At 70.2% G+C, this 19,880-nt stretch carries 18 protein-coding genes; 9 read left to right on the top strand and 9 right to left on the bottom strand.

The annotated features are described in order from the left end of the window. Positions 1–64: 64 nt before the first annotated feature. Genes ACLQ2O_RS01090 through ACLQ2O_RS01075 form a run of 4 tightly spaced genes read left to right on the top strand, consistent with a single transcriptional unit; the run spans position 65 to position 2,160 of the window. On the top strand, positions 65–292 hold the full coding sequence (locus tag ACLQ2O_RS01090; RefSeq protein WP_425826157.1) for a hypothetical protein: 228 nt from the start codon (positions 65–67) through the stop codon (positions 290–292). Continuing rightward, positions 289–1,155 (top strand): Fic/DOC family protein, encoded by an 867-nt coding sequence (locus ACLQ2O_RS01085; protein WP_425826155.1) that lies wholly within the window; start codon positions 289–291, stop codon positions 1,153–1,155. The genes ACLQ2O_RS01090 and ACLQ2O_RS01085 overlap by 4 nt, the downstream gene beginning before the upstream one ends. A gap of 17 nt (positions 1,156–1,172) precedes the next feature. Next, a complete protein-coding gene (locus ACLQ2O_RS01080) occupies positions 1,173–1,655 on the top strand; it encodes a GNAT family N-acetyltransferase (RefSeq protein WP_425826153.1) in 483 nt (160 codons plus the stop codon). A 40-nt stretch (positions 1,656–1,695) separates the two neighbouring features. Further along, positions 1,696–2,160, top strand: a complete 465-nt coding sequence (locus ACLQ2O_RS01075) for a hypothetical protein (protein ID WP_425826151.1) — start codon at positions 1,696–1,698, stop codon at positions 2,158–2,160. 9 nt (positions 2,161–2,169) lie between these two features. On the opposite strand, the gene ACLQ2O_RS01070 is transcribed toward ACLQ2O_RS01075, so the two are convergent. From ACLQ2O_RS01070 to ACLQ2O_RS01050, 5 genes are all read right to left on the bottom strand, one after another. Beyond that, complete coding sequence (locus tag ACLQ2O_RS01070) at positions 2,170–3,624, bottom strand: diguanylate cyclase domain-containing protein (protein WP_425826149.1); 1,455 nt, start codon at positions 3,622–3,624, stop codon at positions 2,170–2,172. Between the two features lie 184 nt (positions 3,625–3,808). Beyond that, complete coding sequence (locus ACLQ2O_RS01065; RefSeq protein WP_425826147.1) at positions 3,809–4,567, bottom strand: sugar phosphate isomerase/epimerase family protein; 759 nt, start codon at positions 4,565–4,567, stop codon at positions 3,809–3,811. 28 nt (positions 4,568–4,595) lie between these two features. Further along, on the bottom strand, positions 4,596–5,426 hold the full coding sequence (locus tag ACLQ2O_RS01060) for a sugar phosphate isomerase/epimerase family protein (protein WP_425826145.1): 831 nt from the start codon (positions 5,424–5,426) through the stop codon (positions 4,596–4,598). Then, positions 5,423–6,565, bottom strand: a complete 1,143-nt coding sequence (locus ACLQ2O_RS01055) for a dihydrodipicolinate synthase family protein (protein ID WP_425826143.1) — start codon at positions 6,563–6,565, stop codon at positions 5,423–5,425. The genes ACLQ2O_RS01060 and ACLQ2O_RS01055 overlap by 4 nt, the downstream gene beginning before the upstream one ends. Continuing rightward, a complete protein-coding gene (locus tag ACLQ2O_RS01050) occupies positions 6,562–7,719 on the bottom strand; it encodes a Gfo/Idh/MocA family protein (RefSeq protein ID WP_425826141.1) in 1,158 nt (385 codons plus the stop codon). Before ACLQ2O_RS01050 ends, ACLQ2O_RS01055 begins: the two co-directional genes overlap by 4 nt. Before the next feature lie 269 nt (positions 7,720–7,988). On the opposite strand from ACLQ2O_RS01050, the gene ACLQ2O_RS01045 reads away from it, so the two are divergent. Further along, complete coding sequence (locus ACLQ2O_RS01045) at positions 7,989–9,539, top strand: threonine/serine ThrE exporter family protein (RefSeq protein WP_425826139.1); 1,551 nt, start codon at positions 7,989–7,991, stop codon at positions 9,537–9,539. A 279-nt stretch (positions 9,540–9,818) separates the two neighbouring features. On the opposite strand, the gene ACLQ2O_RS01040 is transcribed toward ACLQ2O_RS01045, so the two are convergent. From ACLQ2O_RS01040 to ACLQ2O_RS01030, 3 genes are all read right to left on the bottom strand, one after another. Then, positions 9,819–11,411, bottom strand: coding sequence for an RICIN domain-containing protein (locus ACLQ2O_RS01040; protein WP_425826137.1), 1,593 nt, complete (start codon positions 11,409–11,411; stop codon positions 9,819–9,821). Then, positions 11,408–12,955: a DUF4185 domain-containing protein gene (locus ACLQ2O_RS01035; protein WP_425826135.1), complete on the bottom strand. Its 1,548-nt coding sequence runs from the start codon at positions 12,953–12,955 to the stop codon at positions 11,408–11,410. Before ACLQ2O_RS01035 ends, ACLQ2O_RS01040 begins: the two co-directional genes overlap by 4 nt. Before the next feature lie 166 nt (positions 12,956–13,121). Continuing rightward, on the bottom strand, positions 13,122–14,381 hold the full coding sequence (locus ACLQ2O_RS01030) for a glycosyltransferase (protein WP_425826133.1): 1,260 nt from the start codon (positions 14,379–14,381) through the stop codon (positions 13,122–13,124). Positions 14,382–14,705: 324 nt separating this feature from the next. On the opposite strand from ACLQ2O_RS01030, the gene ACLQ2O_RS01025 reads away from it, so the two are divergent. After that, positions 14,706–15,914 (top strand): 3,4-dihydroxy-2-butanone-4-phosphate synthase, encoded by a 1,209-nt coding sequence (locus ACLQ2O_RS01025; RefSeq protein WP_425826131.1) that lies wholly within the window; start codon positions 14,706–14,708, stop codon positions 15,912–15,914. 104 nt (positions 15,915–16,018) lie between these two features. Here the strand turns inward: ACLQ2O_RS01025 and ACLQ2O_RS01020 are convergent, their stop codons facing one another. Then, positions 16,019–16,756, bottom strand: coding sequence for a hemerythrin domain-containing protein (locus tag ACLQ2O_RS01020; RefSeq protein ID WP_425826129.1), 738 nt, complete (start codon positions 16,754–16,756; stop codon positions 16,019–16,021). A gap of 59 nt (positions 16,757–16,815) precedes the next feature. On the opposite strand from ACLQ2O_RS01020, the gene ACLQ2O_RS01015 reads away from it, so the two are divergent. The 3 genes from ACLQ2O_RS01015 (at position 16,816) to ACLQ2O_RS01005 (ending at position 19,167) form a co-directional block, all read left to right on the top strand. Then, on the top strand, positions 16,816–17,448 hold the full coding sequence (locus tag ACLQ2O_RS01015) for a TetR/AcrR family transcriptional regulator (RefSeq protein ID WP_425826127.1): 633 nt from the start codon (positions 16,816–16,818) through the stop codon (positions 17,446–17,448). 86 nt (positions 17,449–17,534) lie between these two features. After that, positions 17,535–17,942, top strand: coding sequence for a cyclic nucleotide-binding domain-containing protein (locus ACLQ2O_RS01010; RefSeq protein WP_425826125.1), 408 nt, complete (start codon positions 17,535–17,537; stop codon positions 17,940–17,942). A 214-nt stretch (positions 17,943–18,156) separates the two neighbouring features. Beyond that, positions 18,157–19,167 carry an adenylate/guanylate cyclase domain-containing protein gene (locus ACLQ2O_RS01005; RefSeq protein WP_425826123.1) on the top strand — a complete coding sequence of 337 codons (1,011 nt, stop codon included), beginning with the start codon at positions 18,157–18,159 and terminating at the stop codon, positions 19,165–19,167. The last annotated feature ends 713 nt before the right edge of the window (positions 19,168–19,880 follow it).

Genomic DNA, 19,880 nt, shown 5'->3' with positions numbered 1-19,880 from the left:
TCGGAAGTGAACGGAAGTGCTCGATAAGCTGGGCACCGCCCACCGAACGTGCAGGAGTGTCCCGATGACGTACGAGCCGTGCCGCTACGCCCGCCAGTGGCCCGAGCTGTTCGAGCCGATGGACGACGCCCAGAAGCAGCGCGTCAGCGACGCCCTGGCCAGCGGCCGCCTGGACGGCTGGGAGCCCGACCGCGAGGACGTCGCCGACCTGGTCGACCGCGAGCTCGGCCGGATCGACGCCGCCGAGTACACCCGGCGGACGATCGCGAAGCTCGGTCCCCAGACGCCATGACCGAGCCCGGTCCGGCGGCGGCCAAGCCCGGTCCGGAGAACCTCAAGCCCGAGTTGGCGGCCTCCGGCGTCGATCCGGCGAAGATCGAGGCGGACCGGCGCTGGAACAGCCTGCTCTGGGAGGCGGGCGGCAACGTCCTGCGCAACAAGCTGGGCGTGAAGGACTGGCAGCAGCTGCGCACCACCGAGTACAAGCTCCGCGCGATGCGCCAGGGCGAGATCGAGCGCGGCGAGGTCAACATCGCCCGGACCTTCGACGAGACCCACCTGAAGGCGATCCACGAGCACCTGTTCCAGGACCTGTACGACTGGGCCGGGAAGTTCCGTGACGTCGACCTGCAGAAGAACGGTCAGGGGTTCTTGTCGCACGAGCGGACGACCGAGTGGATGAGCCGGGTCAGCGCCGCCGCGCAGAGCACCGACTGGCCGAACCTGTCGCGGGACGAGTTCGTCCGCCGGATCGCCGACGTGCACGCGCAGCTGAACTGCGCGCACCCCTTCCGCGAGGGCAACGGTGCCAGCACGAAGCTGTTCCTCCGCCAGCTGGCCGACAAGACGCCGTACCGGCTGGACTTCGACCGCGTCGAGAAGACCGAGTGGGACCGGGCCGCCTACGAGTCGATGACCGACCCGGACCGCACCGGGACGTTGCTCCCGGAGAAGCTGGAACCCGTCTTCGACCGGATCGTCGTCGAGCGGGACCCGCGGCCGGTCGCACTCGATCCCGAGCTGGCGAAGGCGATCCAGCTGCAGAACTCGGCGTACCCGAGCGTGAGTACCGAACAGAGCGGGCCGAGTACCGAGCAGTCCGCCGCGCAGCCGCAGACGGTCAGCCTGACCAAGGCGTCCGAGCGTGAGGTCTGACCAGGCAAACTGTGCCCATGCAGATCGATGAGCGGATCCGCCGGGCGCGACCGGACGACGTGGCGGCGATCGTGGAGCTGGTCTACGCGCTGGCCGAGTACGAGCGTGAGCCCGATGCCTGCCGGCTGACCGCCGAGCAGCTCCGGACGGCGCTCTTCGGCCCGGCCCCGGCGGTCTTCTGCCACGTCGCCGAACTCGACGGCGAGATCGCCGGCTGCGCCCTGTGGTTCCTCAACTTCTCCACTTGGCGCGGTGTCCACGGCATCTACCTCGAAGACCTCTTCGTCCGCCCCGAGCAGCGCGGCTCCGGCCTCGGCAAGTCCCTGCTCACCGCGCTCGCCCAGGAGTGCGTCGAGCACGGCTACGAACGCCTCGAGTGGTCGGTCCTCGACTGGAACACTCCCGCCATCGAGTTCTACGAGGCTCTCGGCGCCCGGCCCCAGACCGAGTGGACGACGTTCCGCCTGACCGACGCGGCCCTCACGGCGCTGGGCTCGTGAACCCCACGGCTCCTCAGGGCCCATCAGGGAGGATGCACCGGTGGACCTGAAACCGATGGTGATCACCCGGATCGCGCAGACCGTGCTCTGGCTCGCGGTGGCCGGAATTTTGGTGGGGTACCTGATCAGCACCCAGCTCGTCTGGCCGCTGACGCTGGGAATCTCCGTCGTGATTGCCGCCGTGGCACTGTTCCTGATCGTCCGAACCCACCGGATGGGGGTCCGGTACGGTCCGGAGGGACTCGAGGTCCGAGGGCTCCTGCTGAGTCGGTCGATCCCGGCGGAGCAGGTCGTCCGGGTGACCGGGTTCCCGGCGGTGCGGTGGGCGACCGCCACGGGGAGCAGCAGGTGGACGCCGATCTTCGCGTTCTACGGCATCGGCCAGCTGGCTTCGGTCGAGCGGTACAACCAGTTCTGCATCCTGCAGCTGCGGACCTGGGACGAAGAGCGTCACCCGAAGCCCCCGCCCACCGGCAACCCGCGCCGCCCGCGCCGGGGGAAGTGACCCGAACCGTCAGGTCAGGCGGGAGCGGTACTCGCGCTTGGCGTGGTACATGGCCTGGTCGGCCGTGCGGAGCAGCTCGTCGAGGTCGGCGGTGTACGGGCTGACGACCGCCGTACCGATGCTGGTCGTGACGAGGACGTCGATGCCGGTCAGCGGCCGGTTGATCGAGTCCTCGATCCGGCGCATCAGCGCGGCGAGGTCGGCGCCGTCGATCTCCTCGGCCAGTACGGCGAACTCGTCGCCGCCCAGCCGCGCGACCGTGTCACCGTGCCGTACGGCGGCCAGCAGGCGCCCCGCGATCTCGCGCAGCGCCTGGTCGCCGGCCTCGTGGCCGTACTTGTCGTTGACCTGCTTGAAGTGGTTCAGGTCGCAGAACAGCAGCACCCCGCGCCGCCCGCTCTGCCGTGAACGCTGCAGCGCCGTCGTGAAGCGGTGCTGCAGGAGCCGCCGGTTCGGCAGGCCGGTCAGCGCGTCGTGGGCCGCGTGGTGCTGCAGCTCGCGCTCGGTCTCCTTGCGGGCCGTCACGTCGTCGATCTGGATCAGCACGATCCGCGGCTGGTCCTTGTTGCCCTGGTCAACGATCGCCGCGGTGCCGCCGAGCCAGATGTCGTTCCCGTCGGTCCGCCGGAAGGTCCGCTCGAACCGGTACGGCCCGCGTCCCTGCGCCAGCTCCTCGGCCTCGCGCTTGGTCTGCCCGGCGTTCTCGTCCTGCAGGTAGTCCATCAGCGGCGACCCGGTCAGCTGGGCCGGCGTGTAGCCGGTGATCCGGCAGAACGCGTCGTTGACCCTCAGCACCCGGCCGGCCTCCGGCCCGTCGAGCGCGATCGTGGCCATCCCGTTCCCCGCGCCCTCGAACACCAGCCGGAACGTCGTCTCGCTCGCCTCCAGCCGCGCCTTCTCGGCGAGCAACTGGTCGGTCAGCCGGGCTTTGTCGATCGCCAGCCCGGCCTGCGTCGCGAAGATCTCCAGCAGTTCCCGGTGCACCGGACCCGGCCTGCGCTGGTCCTCCGGCAGGTCGACCGACAGCATCCCGACCAGCGTGCCGTCCGACGAGCGCAGCGGCGCGAACAACGCGTCCAGCGGGTGCCACGCGTCCGGATCGCTGGAGATCGGTACGTCGGGCACCCAGCCGACCACCTCGCCCTCGGGCAGTCGCTCGTGCGGCACGAACCGCAGCCCGCCCCACACGTCCGCGATCTCGAACTCGGCGTCGAAGATGTCCGCCGCGCTGATCGTGCCGAGCAACGCCTCGCGGGCCTCCGGCGACCCCGACACCGCGATCACCTCGAACTTGCCGTCCGGCTGCCGCAGGTTGAGCACGGCGATGCCGAACCCGAGGCCGTCGACGACACCGTCGACGACGGCCTGCAGGGTCTCGGCCAGGCTGCGCCCGGCGCCCATCCGGGCGCTCACCTCGTACAGGCGGCGAACTGCCGTCAACCGTACGGTGGGCTCGTTGTGCACTGCGCTTCTCCGGCGTCACGGCGTCGGCAGCCTCACGGGAACCCCGCCGTGGTGAGGGCCCCCTCACAGAGTGACAGATCGCGCCCGGAGAGCAACCGCTCCGGTACGGCGATGCCCGATCGGGTTGACTCCGGACGGTGATCGGTCACGTGCTGACAGTGACGACTGTACGCCGTACCAGCGCTTAGTACCGCATTTCCGCCAGCGTCTTGTAGCTCGTCCGCGCCGAGGCCCACGGATCGGTCGGTGCGTCGTGCTCGACCAGCCACTGCTGGACGCCACCGCTCTCGGCGTGCGCGAACATCGCCGGGAAGTCCAGCGTGCCGGCCCCGACGTCCTCCCACTCGCCGGCGGCGGACATGTCCTTCACGTGCAGCGCGGGGAACCGACCGGGGTGCTGCTGGAAGTAGTCGATCGGGTCCTTGCCGCCGTTCACCACCCAGTACAGGTCCAGCTCGAAGCCGAGCAGGTCCGGCTCGACCTCGTTCACCAGGATGTCGAACTTGACCTGCCCGTCGATCACGTCGAAGTCGTGCCCGTGGTTGTGGAACAGCAGCTTCACGCCGGCCTGCTTGGCGGTCTCACCGGCCTTGCTGAACGCGGCCGCGGCCTCCCGGAACCCGTCCAGGCTGCGCAGCTCCTCGGGCAGCGACGGGACGACGATCCACTCGCCGCCGAGCGTCCGTACGTCGTCCAGCGCGCCCTCCCAGTCGTCGGTCAGCCGCGGGTAGCCGACGTGCTCGAGCACGATCTTCAGCCCGGCGTCGTCGGCGAAGCGGCGGATGTCCGCGGCCGAGTGGCCGAACCGGCCGCTCACCCCGACGGTCTTGTAGCCGATCTCGGCGAGCTTCTGCAGGGTGCCGGGGTAGTCCTCCTTGAGGACGTCGCGCATCGTGTAGAGGTGCATGCCGATACCGTCGGCGGGAATGGTCCGGTCGGTCACGAGACAGTGCTCCTTGTTGTTGGGGGCTTCAGGCAACGTGTTCCTGGATGACGTGTTCCTGGTAGCGGGCGAGTGCCAGGTCGAACACTTCCTGGCCGGGCGCGTCCCACAGGTCCTGGTTGAAGATCTCGACCTCGACCGGCCCGGTGTAGCCGGCCGCGTCGCAGGCCTCGCGCAGGCGGCGCAGCTCGATCGCGCCGTCGCCCATCATGCCGCGCCCGAGCAAGGTGTCGGCCGGCAGCGGGACGGTCCAGTCGCTGACCTGGTACGAGCAGATCCGCGCGCCGGCCCGCTCGATCTGGCGGTACACGTCGGCGTCCCACCACAGGTGGTAGGCGTCGACGATCACACCGACCTGCTGGACCGGGAACTGCTCGGCCAGGTCGAGCGCGCCGCCGAGCGACGACACGACGCAGCGGTCGGAGCAGAACATCGGGTGCAGCGGCTCGATCGCGAGCCGGACCCCGCGCTCTTCGGCGTACGGCGCGAGCTCGGCGAGGCCGTCGACGATCATCCGGCGGGCGCCGTCGAGGTCCCGTGATCCCGCGGGCAGCCCACCGCTCACGAGGACGAGCGTGTCGGTGCCGAGGGTCGCCGACTCGTCGATCGCGCGGCGGTTGTCCTCGATCTTCGCCTTGCGCTCGGCCGGGTCGGTGGCGGTGAAGAAGCCGCCGCGGCACAGCGACGACACCTTCAGGCCGGCGTCGCTGACCAGCTGCGCGGCCTTGTCGACGCCGTACTCCTGGATCGGTTCGCGCCACAGGCCGATCCACTCCAGCTCGGCCTTGGCGCTGGCCGCGACGACGTCCTCGAGCGGCCAGTACTTGGTGGTCGCCTGGTTGAGGCTGTAGCGGTTCATGCGTCGATTCCGTGGGTCGCGAGCAGCAGGCGGAACCGCTGCGTGGCGAGCTCGGGATCGGTCAGTACGCCGGCCTGGTCCGCGAGCCGGAAGGTCTCGGCCAGGTGCGGGACCGACCGGCCGGTCTGCAGCCCGCCGACCATGCCGAAGCCGGGCTGGAAGCCGTTCAGCCAGGCCAGGAAGGCGATCCCGGTCTTGTAGTACGGCGTCGGCGCGGAGAAGATGTGCCGGGCCAGCGGGACGGTCGGCGCGAAGATCTCGTCGTACCGGGTCAGCTCGCCGTCGTCGAGCGCCTGCAGCGCGGCCGCGGCGGCCGGGGCGATCGCCGCGAAGATGCCGAGCAGGGCGTCGCTGTGGTGGTCGCCGTCGCCGCGGATCAGTTCGGGGTAGTTGAAGTCGTCGCCGGTGTAGAGGCGGACGCCCTCGGGGAGACGGTTGCGCAGGGCAACTTCCTTGGCGGCGTCGAGCAGAGAGACCTTGATGCCGTCGACCTTGGCGGTGTTCTCGGCGATCAGGTCGACCACGACGTCCGCGGCGGTGTCGAGGTCTGCTGTTCCCCAGTAGCCGTCGAGCGCGGGATCGAACATGGAGCCGAGCCAGTGGAGGATCACGGGCTTGGTCGACTGCGCGAGCAGGCCGTCGTAGACCTTGCGGTAGTCGTCCGGTCCGGACGCTGCCGCGCACAGGGCACGGCTGGCCATCAGGATCGGCTGCGCGCCGACGCCCTCGGCGACCGCGAGCTGTTCCTCGTACGCCTTGATGACTGCAACCAGGTCATGCTCACCTGGCCCTAGCTGGTCAGTGCCAACACCTACCGCGATCCGTCCGTCCGGCGCCTCCGCGGCGGACCGCCGGATCAGCTCCTGCGTTGCCGCCCAGTCGAGGCCCATCCCGCGCTGCGCCGTGTCCATCGCCTCGGCGACGGACAGTCCGAGCGACCAGAGGTGCCGGCGGAACCCGAGCGTGTGCTCCCAGTCGATCACCGCGGGAGCGCCGGGCGAGTTGTCGCCCAGCGGGTCAGCAACCACATGAGCAGCCGCGAACGCCAACCTGCTCCGTGCTGGTTTGTAGTTGCCATGAGCAACCGGCGTACCAACTAGTTGGTAGTCGACCAACTTGCCATTCAGTGGAAGCCTCATGACTCGATCGCCAGCGCCGGGACCTCCAGCTTGCGGCCCTCGCGCCACGACTGCAGGCCCAGCTCGGCCAGCTGCACGCCCTTGGCGCCCTCGACGAAGTCCCAGGTGAACGGTGCGTCGTCGACGATGTGCCGCAGGAACATCTCCCACTGCACCTTGAACCCGTTGTCGAACACCTCGTTGTCCGGCACCTCGGACCACTGGTCGCGGAACGAGTACTCGGCCGGCAGGTCCGGGTTCCAGACCGGCTTCGGCGTCGCCGACCGGTGCTGGGCGTGGCAGTTGCGCAGCCCGGCGACCGCCGAGCCCTCGGTCCCGTCGACCTGGAACTCGACCAGCTCGTCGCGGAACACCCGCGTCGCCCACGACGAGTTCAGCTGCGCGACGATGCCGCCCTCCAGCTCGAACACGCCGTACGCCGCGTCCTCGGCCGTTGCCTCGTAGGCCTGGCCCTGCTCGTCGTACCGGGTCGGGATGTGGGTCGCACCCTGGCAGTAGACCGTCTTGACCGGCGCGAAGATCTGGTCGAGCACGTACCGCCAGTGGCAGAACATGTCGACGACGATGCCGCCGCCCTCCTCGGACTTGTAGTTCCAGGCCGGGCGCTGCGCCTCCTGCCAGTCACCCTCGAACACCCAGTAGCCGAACTCGCCGCGGACCGACAGGATCTTGCCGAAGAACCCGCCGTCGACGAGCCGCTTCAGCTTGCGCAGTCCCGGCAGCGACAGCTTGTCCTGCACGACACCGTTCTTCAGCCCGGAGTCGCGGACCAGCTTGGCCAGGTCGATCGCGGCCTCGAGCCCCTCGGCGATCGGCTTCTCGCAGTAGATCGCCTTGCCGGCCTCGACCGCGGCCCGGACGCCCTTCTCGCGCAGCTGGGTGAGCTGGGAGTCGAAGTAGATCTCGACGTCCGGCTCGGCCAGTGCCTCGGACAGGTCGGTGGTCCAGCGGGTCAGCCCGTACTGCTCGGCGATCCGGCGCAGCTTGAGCTCGTTGCGGCCGACCAGGATCGGGTCGGGAATGATCATCGACCCGTCGGCGGCGGGGATCCCGCCCTGCTCGCGGATCGCCACGATGGAACGCTCCAGGTGCTGGCGCAGGCCCATCCGGCCGGTGACGCCGTTCATCACGATGCCGACGCGTCGTTCGCTCACTGTTGCTGCCTTTCTTCGGCGCGCTGGTACTCACTGCGCTCATTCGGTCGGGGCGGTCCTGCGTCAGGAGGTCAGCCGCGCGCAACGCCTCCCGACCACGCTCGGAAAGGGCTTTCCAAGCGTGTGATCGCAACCTTAGGTGGACCGTCACACCGAGTCAACCGCTTGCCGATTCCGGCCGGAAAGCGATTGCTGTTCGAGTGCGGCCGATCTGGGTTGGGTACGGCGCCTGCGAGGGCGTTAGCGTCACGATCGACGAAAGGAGCAGGGTGGCGGAGGGTGAAGGACCGGACGTCGGCCAGATGCGTGAGGTCGGGCAGGACATCCACGACGTGCCACCGCCGGCCGGCGGACCAGTTCGGCAGCCGGCCGACGGACAGGACCGGCAGCCGGAGGAGGTGTCCGTCGAGCATCGCGCGGGCGGGCGGCGGGCCGAGGATCGGCGGGACGCCGAGGAGCAGCGGGCCCGGGACGAGCAGCGGGAGCTCTACAGCACGCTCGACCTCGCCCTGCGGATCGGCGAAGTGCTGCTGTCGAGCGGTGCCGGTACGGCGGACGCGACCGCGACCATCCTCGGCGTGACCGCGGCCGGCGGGCTGCGCGGGTGTGAGGTGGACATCACGTTCACCTCGATCGCGATCTCCTACCAGGCCGCGCCCGACGTCGCGCCCGAGACGCACATGCGCGTCGTCCGGTACCGCAGCCAGGACTTCTCCCGCCTGACCGACGTCGACCGTCTCGTCCGCCACTTCGCCCGCGGCGAGCTCGGCCGCGAGGAGACCAGCCGCGAGCTCGCCCGGATCGTGTCCGCGGGCCCGCCGTTCCCGCGGTGGAGCTCGGTGCTCGCGTGGGGCGTGATGGCCGGCGGCGCGACGCTGCTGCTCGGCGGTGGCTGGCTGATCACCGCGATCGCCATCGTCACCGCGGTCGTGATCGAGATGAGCAACCGGTGGTTCAACCGCCAGCGCCTGCCCGCGTTCTACCAGCAGGTGGCGGGCGCCTTCGTCGCGACCGCGGTCGCGCTGGTCCTGTACGCCGTCCACGCGCCGGTGAAACCGTCGCTGGTCGTGGCCGCCGGCATCATCATGCTGCTGGCCGGGATCGCCCTCACCGGTGCCGTCCAGGACGCCATCACCGGGTACTACGTGACCGCCGCGGCCCGCCTCCTGGAGGCGATGCTTCTCACCGGCGGCATCATCGCCGGCGTCAGCCTCGGCCTCACGCTCGGCATCAAGCTGGGCCTCCCGGTCGCCATCGAAGCCCAGACCATCCAGCTCGCCAACCTCCCGGTGATGGTCACCTCCGGCGCCCTGATGGCCGTCGCCTTCTGCTACGCGTCGTACGCCCCGCTCCGCTCGCTGCTGCCCGTAGCCATCGTCGGCGCGGCCGGGTCTCTCGCCTACACGCTGATGGCGAGAGCCGAGTTCGGCCCGGCCTGGTCCACCGCCGCAGCCGCCTTCGTCGTAGGCCTCGCCGGCTACTCGTTGGGCCGCCGTACCGGCGTTCCCCCGCTGGTAGTAGTCGTCTCCGGCACCATCCCCCTCCTCCCAGGCCTGACCATCTACAAGGGCCTCCTGGAACTCATGGCCCAAGGCAACCTGATCGGCATCGTCAGCCTGGCCACCGCGGTCGCCATCGGAGTAGCCCTGGCCTCCGGCATCATCCTCGGCGAGTACGTCGCCCAGCCCATCCGCCGAGAAGCCCGCCGCCTGGAAGACCGCCTCGCAGGGCCCCGCCTGGTGGGCCCCCGCCGCCCTATCCGCCCCCGCCAACCCCGCCCCCGCCGAACCACCAGCCGCCGCTCCCGCCGCCACAAGTAGCCGTCCCCTCCCCACCCCAACGTGGTTGGGAGGGGAGGAGGGAACGGGACGGAGGGAGTGGAGGCGAGGGGAGGGGAGCGCCGCCGCCCCGGGCCTTCGCTGCGCTCGGCTACGCGCACTGCGTTCGCGCGCACGTCGTGCCGCCCAGTGCGCTCCCACTGCGCTCCCACTGCGCTCCCGCGCACCTCGTGCCTCGTGCCTCCCAGTGCGTTCGCGCCCCGCGCTCCCGCGCACCTCGTGCCTCCCAGTGCGTTCGCGCCCCGCGCGCCCTCCCTCTCCTCAGCGTTGTTCGAGTCGCCAAGTCTGGGGCTGGAGGTTGTTGCAGGTCCAGGTGGCGACGTTGGCTCCTGGGGCACCTGAGCCGCCGGCTACGTCCAGGCAGAGGTTGCTGTTCTGGCCGATCAGCTTGTAGTACGAGCGGCCTACGTTGACCAACCGCCAGCGTTGCCAGCCGCCGTCCTGGCAGGTCCACTGCTGGACGTTCGCGCCGGGTGTCGAGGAGTTGCCGGCGACTTCCACGCAGAGTTGGCTGTTCTGGCCGCGTAGGCGGAAGAACCCGTCGCCCTCGGAGGTGAACTGGAAGTTCTGCGGACCCTGGTTGTTGCACGTCCATTGCTGGATGTTGCCGCCGGGGACGCGGGAGTCGGCGGCGACGTCGAGGCAGTGACCGGACTGAGCGCTGACCAAGCGGTACGTCGCGTTGCCGACGCCCGCGGCATCCTGCGTGCCGATCGCGGAGCCCGACGCGTAGTACGTCTTGCAGACCGTGCCGTCCCAGTCGCTGGCCAACTGGAGGACACGCGAGCCGTCCGCGGACGGGACCAGAGGCGAGCTGTAGTTGGGGCAGAAGTTGTTCACCGGGTTGTTCACCGCAACCGGCGCCGGGATCTCCGACCAGAGCCCGTTCGACCCCTCGGTGTTGACGAACACCGTACGACCGTTGTCAGCGGCAACCGTTCCGTTCGCGTTCTGCAGGATCTGCCCGACCAGCAGCAGCTTCCCGTTCGGCGCCCCCGCGCCGGCGGCCCAGGCGATCGTCGGAGCGTGCGTGAAGTACTTCCCGTCCGGCGTCTGAGCCCGTACGCCGAGCGCCGAAGGCGAACCCCAGTTCCACCCGTCCGCGGACGTCCGCGTGTGCACCACGCAGTCGTACTGCCCACCGAGCCCACAGATCTCGTAGACCATCACGTACGCACCACTCGGCTGCTTCCGTACGACGGGCATCCCGGGCCGGTGCCCGAACGTCGGCGACGACACGGTCGGACTCCGATCCGTCCACGTGATCCCGTCCGAGCTGCGTGTCTCCATCAGCTTCTGGCTGTGCGCCGCGTCGGTCTCGTCCGCGTAGTGGCAGACCACTCGCCCGTCCGCCGCGACCGAGAACTCGGGTTCCCACAGCCCCTTGGTGTTCGGCGCCGTCGCGCAGTTCGACAGGTACGACCAGGTCCGCCCGAGGTCGTTGCTCTTCCAGATCTTCAACGCCATCGGCCGCGCGTCAGCACCGACCGACGCGGCCCACAGCATCGTCCCGGCCGGCATCGCGCCGACCTGCTGCGGCAGCTCGTACAGCGTCGCGCAGCACAGGCCCTTCCCGCCCGCGGACCCTGGGTCGGCCACGCTGCCGACCTGCGCGAAGGTCCCGCCGCCGTCGGTGCTCTCGTAGATCGCCCCGAGACCGTTGTTCCCGGCAAAGGTCACGACGCTGGCGAGGATCCGCCCGTTCGCGGCCCCGTTGTGCTCCAGCCGTACGGCGCGCGGGTAGAGCCCCGTGTCGTTCCGCAGCAGCTGCCCGGTCGCCGCCGGAGCGGCGACCGCCGTACCGCCGACAACACTGAGCAGCAGGGCGACAACCACACCGATCCGGCGCATCATCGGACCTCCTCCAGCACCACGTCGTCGACCCGGAACCAGACGTCCTGCCCGTGCCCGGTGAACCCGGCATAGACCTGCACCAACGATTCCCGCCCGGAATCGAACTCGACACTCACCTTCTCGTACGCCGGATGCGCGCCTCCAGGTTTCGCCTTCACACCCTTCCCCGCCAGCGTCCGTACGCCGACCACCGTGTCCCGGTTGTTCTCCGCCGTCCGCACCCACGCCGACAACCGGTACCGATGCCCCGGCCGCACCGCGACGTTCTGCTGCACCGCGTGCGCTCCGATCGAGTCACGCAAATATGCGTTCCGCGCACTGTTGTGCCCGAGGTCGGTCGCGTCGATCCCGCCCCGCCCGTTCAACTGCCACGGCGCCGACGGCGTCGTACCGGTCTGCTCCTCGAACCCCGGATCCGTCACCAGGTTCGTCGGCGAGCCGTCGTCGGTGAGCTTGGTGCGCATCAGGAACACGTTGTACGGGTCCCACTGCGACATCGTGAAGTACAGGTCGTCCCCCGACGACCACGGATGCATGAACGTCCCGTACAGCCCCGGGAAATCAGTGCCCTTGGCAACGATTTTCTCGCCGCTCCACGGCCCGGTCAACGACGTCGACGACCGCAGGACGACGGACGCCCGCTGTTCGTCCAGGTACATCATCAGCCACTTGCCGAGATGCGCGTTCCATTGCACCGACACCTCACTGACCGGCCCGACCGCGATCGGTACGGCGGCGCTCTCGCGCCCGGACCAGGTGCGCCCGTCCCAGTACCGCCAGGCGTTCTTGGTCAGCACCTGCTTCTCCGGCACGCGCGCCAGGTAGGCGTTGCCGAACCGGCCGTTCGGCGTACCGATCATGTAGACGAAGCCGTGGTCGCGCACCAGCGCGGTCATCTGGAAGTTGCTGTCCCAGGTCTTCGTGTTCTGCCAGCGGGCCTTCGGGTCCTTGGTCCAGGTCTCGCCGTTGTCGTCGGAGTACGCGAAACCGGAGTAGTTGGTGAACCAGCTGCCGGCCGGGCCCCAGTAGTTGACCGACATGTACTGCACGTACTGGCGCTTCCCGACCGCGATCCCGGCGGTCGGGATCACGGTGTGCTCGTCGCGGTCGATCTTCTTGCAGCCCAGGAACTCCTTGGCGTGCCCCGGCCGGTCCTCGGCGGCGCTGTCGAGCGTCATCCCGTCGGCGAGGTTGCGGTCCTTGCTGCGGAACAGCAGGTTGCACCGCCAGTCGATGGTCGCCGGATCGCCGGCGCCACCGCCCGGCCCGGTCCAGCCGCTGCCGTAGCTGTCGCCGAACGCGGTCAGGATCTCACCGGAACCGTTGTCCCAGAGGATCCCGAGGTCGGTCGCCTTCAGCGCGAACCGGGCCTCGGTGTCGTTGATCGAGCCAGGCCCGGTCAGCTTGGCGACCTGCTCGGCTGGACTCGGTACGGCGGTCGCAGGACTCGGTACGGCGGTCGCGCGGGCCGGTGGAGGGCTGGTGCCGGGCAGCAGGGCGGCGCCGAGCACCAACGGCAGGAGGAGGGCGAAACGCTTCTGCATGCGTGTCTCCTAGCGGGGGCGGACGGAGGTTCTACGCGAGGGAAATCGATTTCTGAGCCAACGTAACCGGGGATCCGCAGGAGGTCAACGCCTGAATCGCAGGTGGAAAGGCTGCCCGCAACCGCCCCCGCCCCCGCGACGCCCACGCCTGGTGCAGCGGTGTTGTTCAGCTGATCGTGCGCTCGATCGCGTCCGCGGCGAGCTCCGCGCCCGATTCGCTCAGCAGCTGCTCGCCGAGCTCGCCCGCGCGCCGGCGGTAGGAGTCGCCGAGCACCGGCTCGAGCGCGTCGATCAACGTCAGCTCGGTCAGCTCGGTGAACTTCAACGCCGTACCGACGCCCAGCCGGCCCAACTGAGCACCCCAGAACGGCTGGTCGGCGAAGATCGAGCACACCACCGTCGGCAGCCCGGCGCGCAACGAGCTGGCCGTCGTACCGGCCCCGCCGTGATGAACCGCGGCCCGGCACAACGGCAGCACCGCCTCATGATCCAGCTCGGCAACGACCCGGACCTGGCCGTCCTCCGAGGAGCCGGTCGCGACATCGCTCCAGCCGGCGCCGACCAGCGCCCGTACGCCGAGCGAGCTGCTCACCTTGCCGATCAGCGTCAACGCCGCCTGGGTGTCGAGCACGGGCATGCTCCCGAACCCGAAGTACACCGGCGCCTCACCCGCCGCGATCCACTCCATCAGCTCGTCGTCCGCCGCATGATGCAGCGCAGCCCGCTGCGAAACAGTCGGCGTCAGGAAGCCGGTCAGCGGCCGGCGTACGTCCCAATCGGCCAGCTCCGGTACGACGTACCGGCTGTAAGCCTGCAACTCCAGCGATCCCGCCCGCGCCAGCCGCTGCGACGATGTCTCCGACGTGCTCGGCAGCCCGAGCTTTGCGCGCAGGTCGTTCACGAACGGCGCGAACATCGGCCGGCTGTTCCGCTCGACCTCGTCGTACGTCGCCAGGTTCTCCTCCGGCGAGAACACGTCGGTCGAGACCAGCAGGTGCGGGAACGCCTTGTTCCGCCGCATCGGCGCGTGATGCACCGCGACGTACTGCAGCCCACGGCTCTCCGCAATCACGACCCCTTCGAGCTCGGTCGCCGTCCCCGACACCAGGACGTCCACGTCGGCGACAAGCTCGAGCAACGCCGCGTGCAGCTGGTCAGCGATCTGGTGCTTGTGGTCGATCAGCCAGCGCACGTACGACGCAACATCTCCCGCAGCAAGCCAACGCCTGCCTTGCTCCGACTCGAGGAACTCCCGCGCACTCATCTCCATGTCCACGGTCGGTACGCCGAACGCCGGCCCCATCCAGGCCAGGTCCGACGAGGTCGCCAGCACCACATCGTGCCCACGCCCCATCAACTCCGCCGCCAGCACCGCCATCGGCTGCGCGTCGCCCCGACTCCCCATCCCCACCAGCGCCACCCGCATGAGCCCACCCCTGAGCCTGGTGCGCCGCACGCCCGGCCCACGGACCCCAGATGCTAACCGTCTAGACCGGTTCAGCTCATCCTGTCGTCCACACCCGCGACCTGGGCGCGAGCGCCGTACGGCCTCCGACGGCTGGAACCTGCGGCGTGGTTTACTGCGGGCGGTGCGATTCCAAGGTGTGACGGCTGGGAGGTGATCCCGGGCCCGTCGGCTCCGTGTGGTGTGCGGAGTGACCCGGTACGGCCGGGGCCATGCGGTGATACCCCGCCTTCGTGCTCGGACCTGTTCGGGTCCCTGGTCATCTCTGGACGCGGGAGCTGACGCATGTTCACAGGAAGAATCGAGCGGACCGCGATCGTCGCGGACGTGAGCGCCGAAGCGCTCCGGATCACCGTCGACCCGGCGGTCGCGCTGGCCGAGGGTGGCGCCGTGTGCCTCGACGGCGTACGGATGACGATGCAGGCCGTCGAGCCGGGCTCGCTGGTTGCGACGCTCACGGACGAGACCCGGCGGCGAACGACCTTCGACCGGGTCACGCCCGGCACCCCGATGCAGTTCGAGCTGCCGCTGGCGGCCGGTGACCGGATCGACGGGCACCTGGTCCAGGGCCATGTCGACGGGGTCGGCAAGGTGCTGCGGGTCGACGACGAACCGGCCGGCCGGCGCGTCTGGATCAAGCCCGCCGACCGGCAGCTCGAGCGCCTCGTCGCCAAGTCCTCGGTCGCGCTGAACGGCGTCAGCCTGACCGTCGCGGAGGTGCTGAAGGACCGCTTCTCGGTCGTCCTCGTGCCGATCACCTTGCGCCGTACGACGCTGGGCGGGCTGGCCGCCGGCGACCGGGTCAACCTGGAGAGCGACCTGCTCACCCGGATGGCCCGCGCGGGACACGGGCCGAAGCTGCTCCGAGCTGTCGCGCGGTTGCCGTGGGCGGGGCAGCTGAGTGGCGCGGTCGGCGTACAGAAGGTGGTCGCGCAGCTGGCGGCCGGCGGCGGGGTCGTCGTCTGGGACCCGACTTTGGAAGGTGAGGGGGACGTCGTGTTCGCCGGGGAGCGGTTCCGGCCGGAGTCGATGTCGTTCCTGCTGACGCAGGCCTGCGGCCACACGACGATCCCGTGCGCGGCCGACGTACTGGAGCGGCTGGGGATTCCGCCGATGCCCGGCGAAGGGGACCGTCAGGGGACCGCGATGCACGTACCGGTCGACCTCGCGTCGCTGCCCGGCACGGGCGTCAGCGCGGCCGACCGCGCGGCAACGATCCGGCGCCTGGCCTCGCCGGAGTCCATCGCCACGGACTTCCTGCGCCCCGGCCATGTGTTCCTCCTCGCCGCGCGCCCCGGTCTGCTGGCCGAGCGCAAGGGCCACACCGAGGCAACGGTCGCCCTGTGCGTCGCGGCCGGCCTCGCGCCGGTCGGAGTCTGCTGCGAGGTGATGCGGCCGGATGGGGCGATGGCCGACGCGGTGGACCTGGAGCAGTTCGCGCTGCGCTGGGACCTCCCGATGATCGACGTCGACGACCTGGCCCGCTGGCTCTGACGGCTCTGTACGACGACCCGCGGTTCCTCGCCAAATGCAAACCCCATCTCGCCGTACACCGTCGACGCCCATCGCTGTTGCTGATCTCGGCGCGGCTGTCGTGATCAGTCGACGGCGAGGGACCGGCGGGCCTTCGCGTACGAACGGAGGAGGATCGGGCGCAGCCAGCGGACCGGGGGTGGGAAGTTGGCCATCATGATGTCGTAGCCCTGGGCTCGGGTCGGGTTCTCCATCAGCCCGAGCACCCACTCCGGGCCCGCCTTCGGAGCGCCGGCGACGATCGCCTTGCGCAGCGTGATGATCTCGTCGGCGGGGACGTCGGGGAAGAGCGCGTGCAGGATCGGTTCCTCGGTGTCCAGGTGCCCGGCGAGGATGTCGCGAACCTCCAGAGCGGCGGGCAGCAGCGAGGCAGCCTGGGTCTGGCCGGCGGGCGCTCCGCGCGAGTCCGCGTCGGTGGCTGCCCCACGCGACTCCTCGGCGCCCGACGCTCCGCGCGTCCCCCGGCCGGCGGGTGCCCCTCGGAGGGCGGCTGCCTCGGTGGAGAGGTGCTCGAGGGCGCCGTCGAGCTTGTCGTGCTCGATCGACAGCGCGTCCAGCTGCGCGACGACCTCGGGGAAGCGTGCGCGCAGGACCGGCCAGAAGAGTTCGTCCTCGCTCTCGTGGTGGTGATGGACGAACCCCGCCTGCCAGTCGATCAGCTTCACCAGCGTCGCGACGCGGACCGGACGGCCGGCGGTCAGGGCTTGCAGCGCGTCGACGACCAGCGCGGTGCTGCGCCGCATGATCGTGTGCACGGCGATCAGCTCGTCGTACAGGCGAAGCCCTTCGGTTCGGTCGGTCACGGTGTCCCCAATTCAGGTGAAGGCGATTCTAATGATTTCCTGCAGCGTAGCCTGAACCCATGACGCCCCGCTCCTACCACTCCCCGCGACGGCAGGAAGACGCCGCCGGGACCCGCCGCGACATCGTCGACGCGGCGCGCCGGCTGTTCGCGGCGCAGGGGTACGCGCGGGTGCCGGTCGCGGAGATCGCCGCGGCGGCCGGCGTCTCGGTGAAGACCGTCTACGCGAGCGTCGGGAACAAGCCGGAGATCCTCGCGGAGATCATCAGCCTCAGCATCCAGGAGTCGGACGCGACGGCGTCGCTCGAACGCATCCGCGCGAGCCGCGACCTGCGCGGAGTCGTCGCCGAGCTCGCCGCGGGGATCCGCAGGTCCACCGAGGAGTCGCAGGACGCGATCGACATCATCTACTCCGCGCTGGGCGCGCACGAGGTCGCCGACCGCGCCTGGGAGCAGAGCACGAGGGCGTTCCGGGCGGCATTGCGGGAGGCGGCCGATCACGTGTTCGCGCTGGGCGTGGTCCGGCCCGGGCTGAGCGCGGAGAAGATCGCCGACGTGCTGTGGCTGTCCTTCGGGTTCGGCGCGTGGCGAGCACTCGTCCGCGACTGCGGCTGGACGTGGGACACGGCGGAGGACTGGCTCCGCGAGCAGGCGTACGCCGTACTGGACCCTCGAGATTCAGGACCTCGGTGACCCCTCGGCGGTTCAGGCGTTAGAGTTACCGACGGGAAACATCGACTGTGGCGCCGGGCGTGGCCCGGCGGGCTCGGAGGATCGACGTGGCGTTTGGTAGGACGTCCCCCAGGGACCTGCCGTTGTTCGCGGACCTGTCCGGTCGCGAGATCAAGGACATCTTCCGGGCCGGCGAAGAGGTCTCGGTCCCGGCCGGCTGGTCGCTGATCATGGAACAGACCCCGCCGGACGCGGCGTACCTGATCCTCGCCGGTACGGCGACGGTCCGCGTCAAGGGCGAGGAGATCGCCGAGCTCGGCCCCGGCGACATCGCCGGCGAGGTCGCGGTCCGCCAGAACCGCTTGCGCACAGCAACGGTCACCGCGAAGTCGCGCCTGCAGCTGCTGCACTTCACGCGCGAGAAGTTCGACGACCTCACCACCCGGCTCCCCAACTTCCGCGACGCCATCGACGCCACCATCGCCGAACGCCGTGGCCCCCAGCCGAACGCCTGACCCCGCCCCGCACCCGGCGGAGGAGGACAGGGGTACTGCTGTGCCCAGCCCTGACCTGGTCGGGCCACGGGCTGACCAGCCCGTCGACGGCCCTTCCCCGGGCTCCGATCATGCCCTCGGCTCGGGCTCCGCCCCCGGTCCAGTCGCTGGCTCCGGCTCGCCCTCCGGGTCCGGCTCGACAGCCGAACCCGGCTTGGCCGGAGGGGTTGGGCGATTGGCTGCTCTCGGCTCCGATCCGGCTCCGGCGGCTGCTCCTGTTCCTCCCGATCTCGGGGCCCTCGCCAAGGAGTTCGAGCAGACGCTGCTCGGCGGGGAGCGGACGTTCACGCGCCTGCAGGTGTCGGAGCGGGCGGGCATCTCGTACGAGCGGGCCGAACGGATGTGGCGCGCGCTCGGGTTCGCGACCGTGCCGGACGACGAGGTCGCATTCACCGCGGACGACGTGGAGGCGCTGCGGCTGGTCGCGGCGCTGGAGGACGACGGGTTCATCGACCCATCGGTCGAGTCGTCGCTGGCGCGCAAGCTCGGGCAGACGCAGTCGCGGCTGGCGTCGTGGCAGTCGGCGATGTTCCTCGACTTCCTCGCGCACGCGAAACTGCCCGCGGACGAGGCGATCGAGGTCGCCGGGATGTTGCTTCCGGCCACGGAAAAGCTGCAGACGTACGTCTGGCGCCGGCACCTCGCGGCCGCCGCCGGACGCTCGGTTGCCGGTTCCGACGAGCTGGCGCGCGGCATCCGCGCCGTCGGGTTCGCCGACATCGTCAGCTACACGCGGTTGACCCGTCGCCTCACCGAGGCCGAGCTCGGCGAACTGATCGAACGCTTCGAAGGCATGGCCGCCGACGTCGTCGCGCAGAACGGCGGCCGCGTGATCAAGTCCATCGGCGACGAGGTCCTCTTCGTCACCGACACCGCCGCGCAGGGCGCCGCCGTCGCGCTCGCCCTCCAGGATCACGTCGCCGCCACCGACGACCTCCCCGAGCTCCGCATCGGACTCTCGTACGGCGCGATCCTGATCCGCCTCGGCGACGTGTACGGCGAAACCGTCAACCTCGCCGCCCGCCTCACCTCGGAGTGCAAACCCGGCCGCGTCCTCGCCGACCGCGAGCTCGCGGCCGCGTTGGACGGCCACCCGTCGTACCGCCTGCGCCGCCTCCGCCGGGTCTCCGTCCGCGGCTACCACCACCTGACGCCGTACGCGCTCCAGCGCAACCCCAACGCCTGACAACCGCCGGAGCGCCTCCGCTGAATCCCTGTCCGTGGCGACCGCTAACTGACGCCGTTCGCGGTTCAGTCCAACGCCAACGCCTGACGGCCGCCGGACCGCCTGCCGAGTCTCCAGTCGCGGGTACCACCACCTCACCCCGTACGCCGTCGGGTGCACCGCCAAACGCCTGACAGTCGCCGCCGCACGACGCCCGCCTTGGCCTGACGCCCGCCGCGGGCGGTCCTGACCGTCTTCGATGCATCCATGCAGCTCGGGCGTCGTGCACCGGACGCTGCCGCCAGATGCACCACCAAGCCGCCGCCTTTGTCGAGCGCCGGCCCGCCACTCTCGCCTGGGGATCGTTGGCCCCGGAACGTCGTGTCGCAGGGTCGACGCCCACCACTGTCCAAGCGCGTGCCGAACGGCGTCGGGAGGTCTTGCTGAGTTTGGGCGTCGTCGCCGGCCAGTACTTGATCAGTGCTGGACGTCGGCCTTTCGCTCCGGCGGGCGGGTGGAGAAAGCCGGATCGCGTCGGGCGGCTGCTCGGGCCGCTGCAGCAAGCAGGGGCCCGCCAGCCCCGCACGGGAAGCCGAGCGCTACGAAGGGTGGGGACGACCAGGTCGCCAACCCTGCGAACACGACGCGCGCGTCACCTGCAGGGCCTGGACTCATGGCGTGGCGACACCAACCGCCTCCGAGACAACTGCTAGCGGGAGTGGCGACCACCCCGC

The sequence above is a fragment of the Kribbella sp. DT2 genome (assembly GCF_049844575.1).
GTDB lineage: Bacteria > Actinomycetota > Actinomycetes > Propionibacteriales > Kribbellaceae > Kribbella.
Note: the sequence above shows the minus strand (reverse complement) of the source record. Positions and strands in the feature narration are given on the sequence as shown.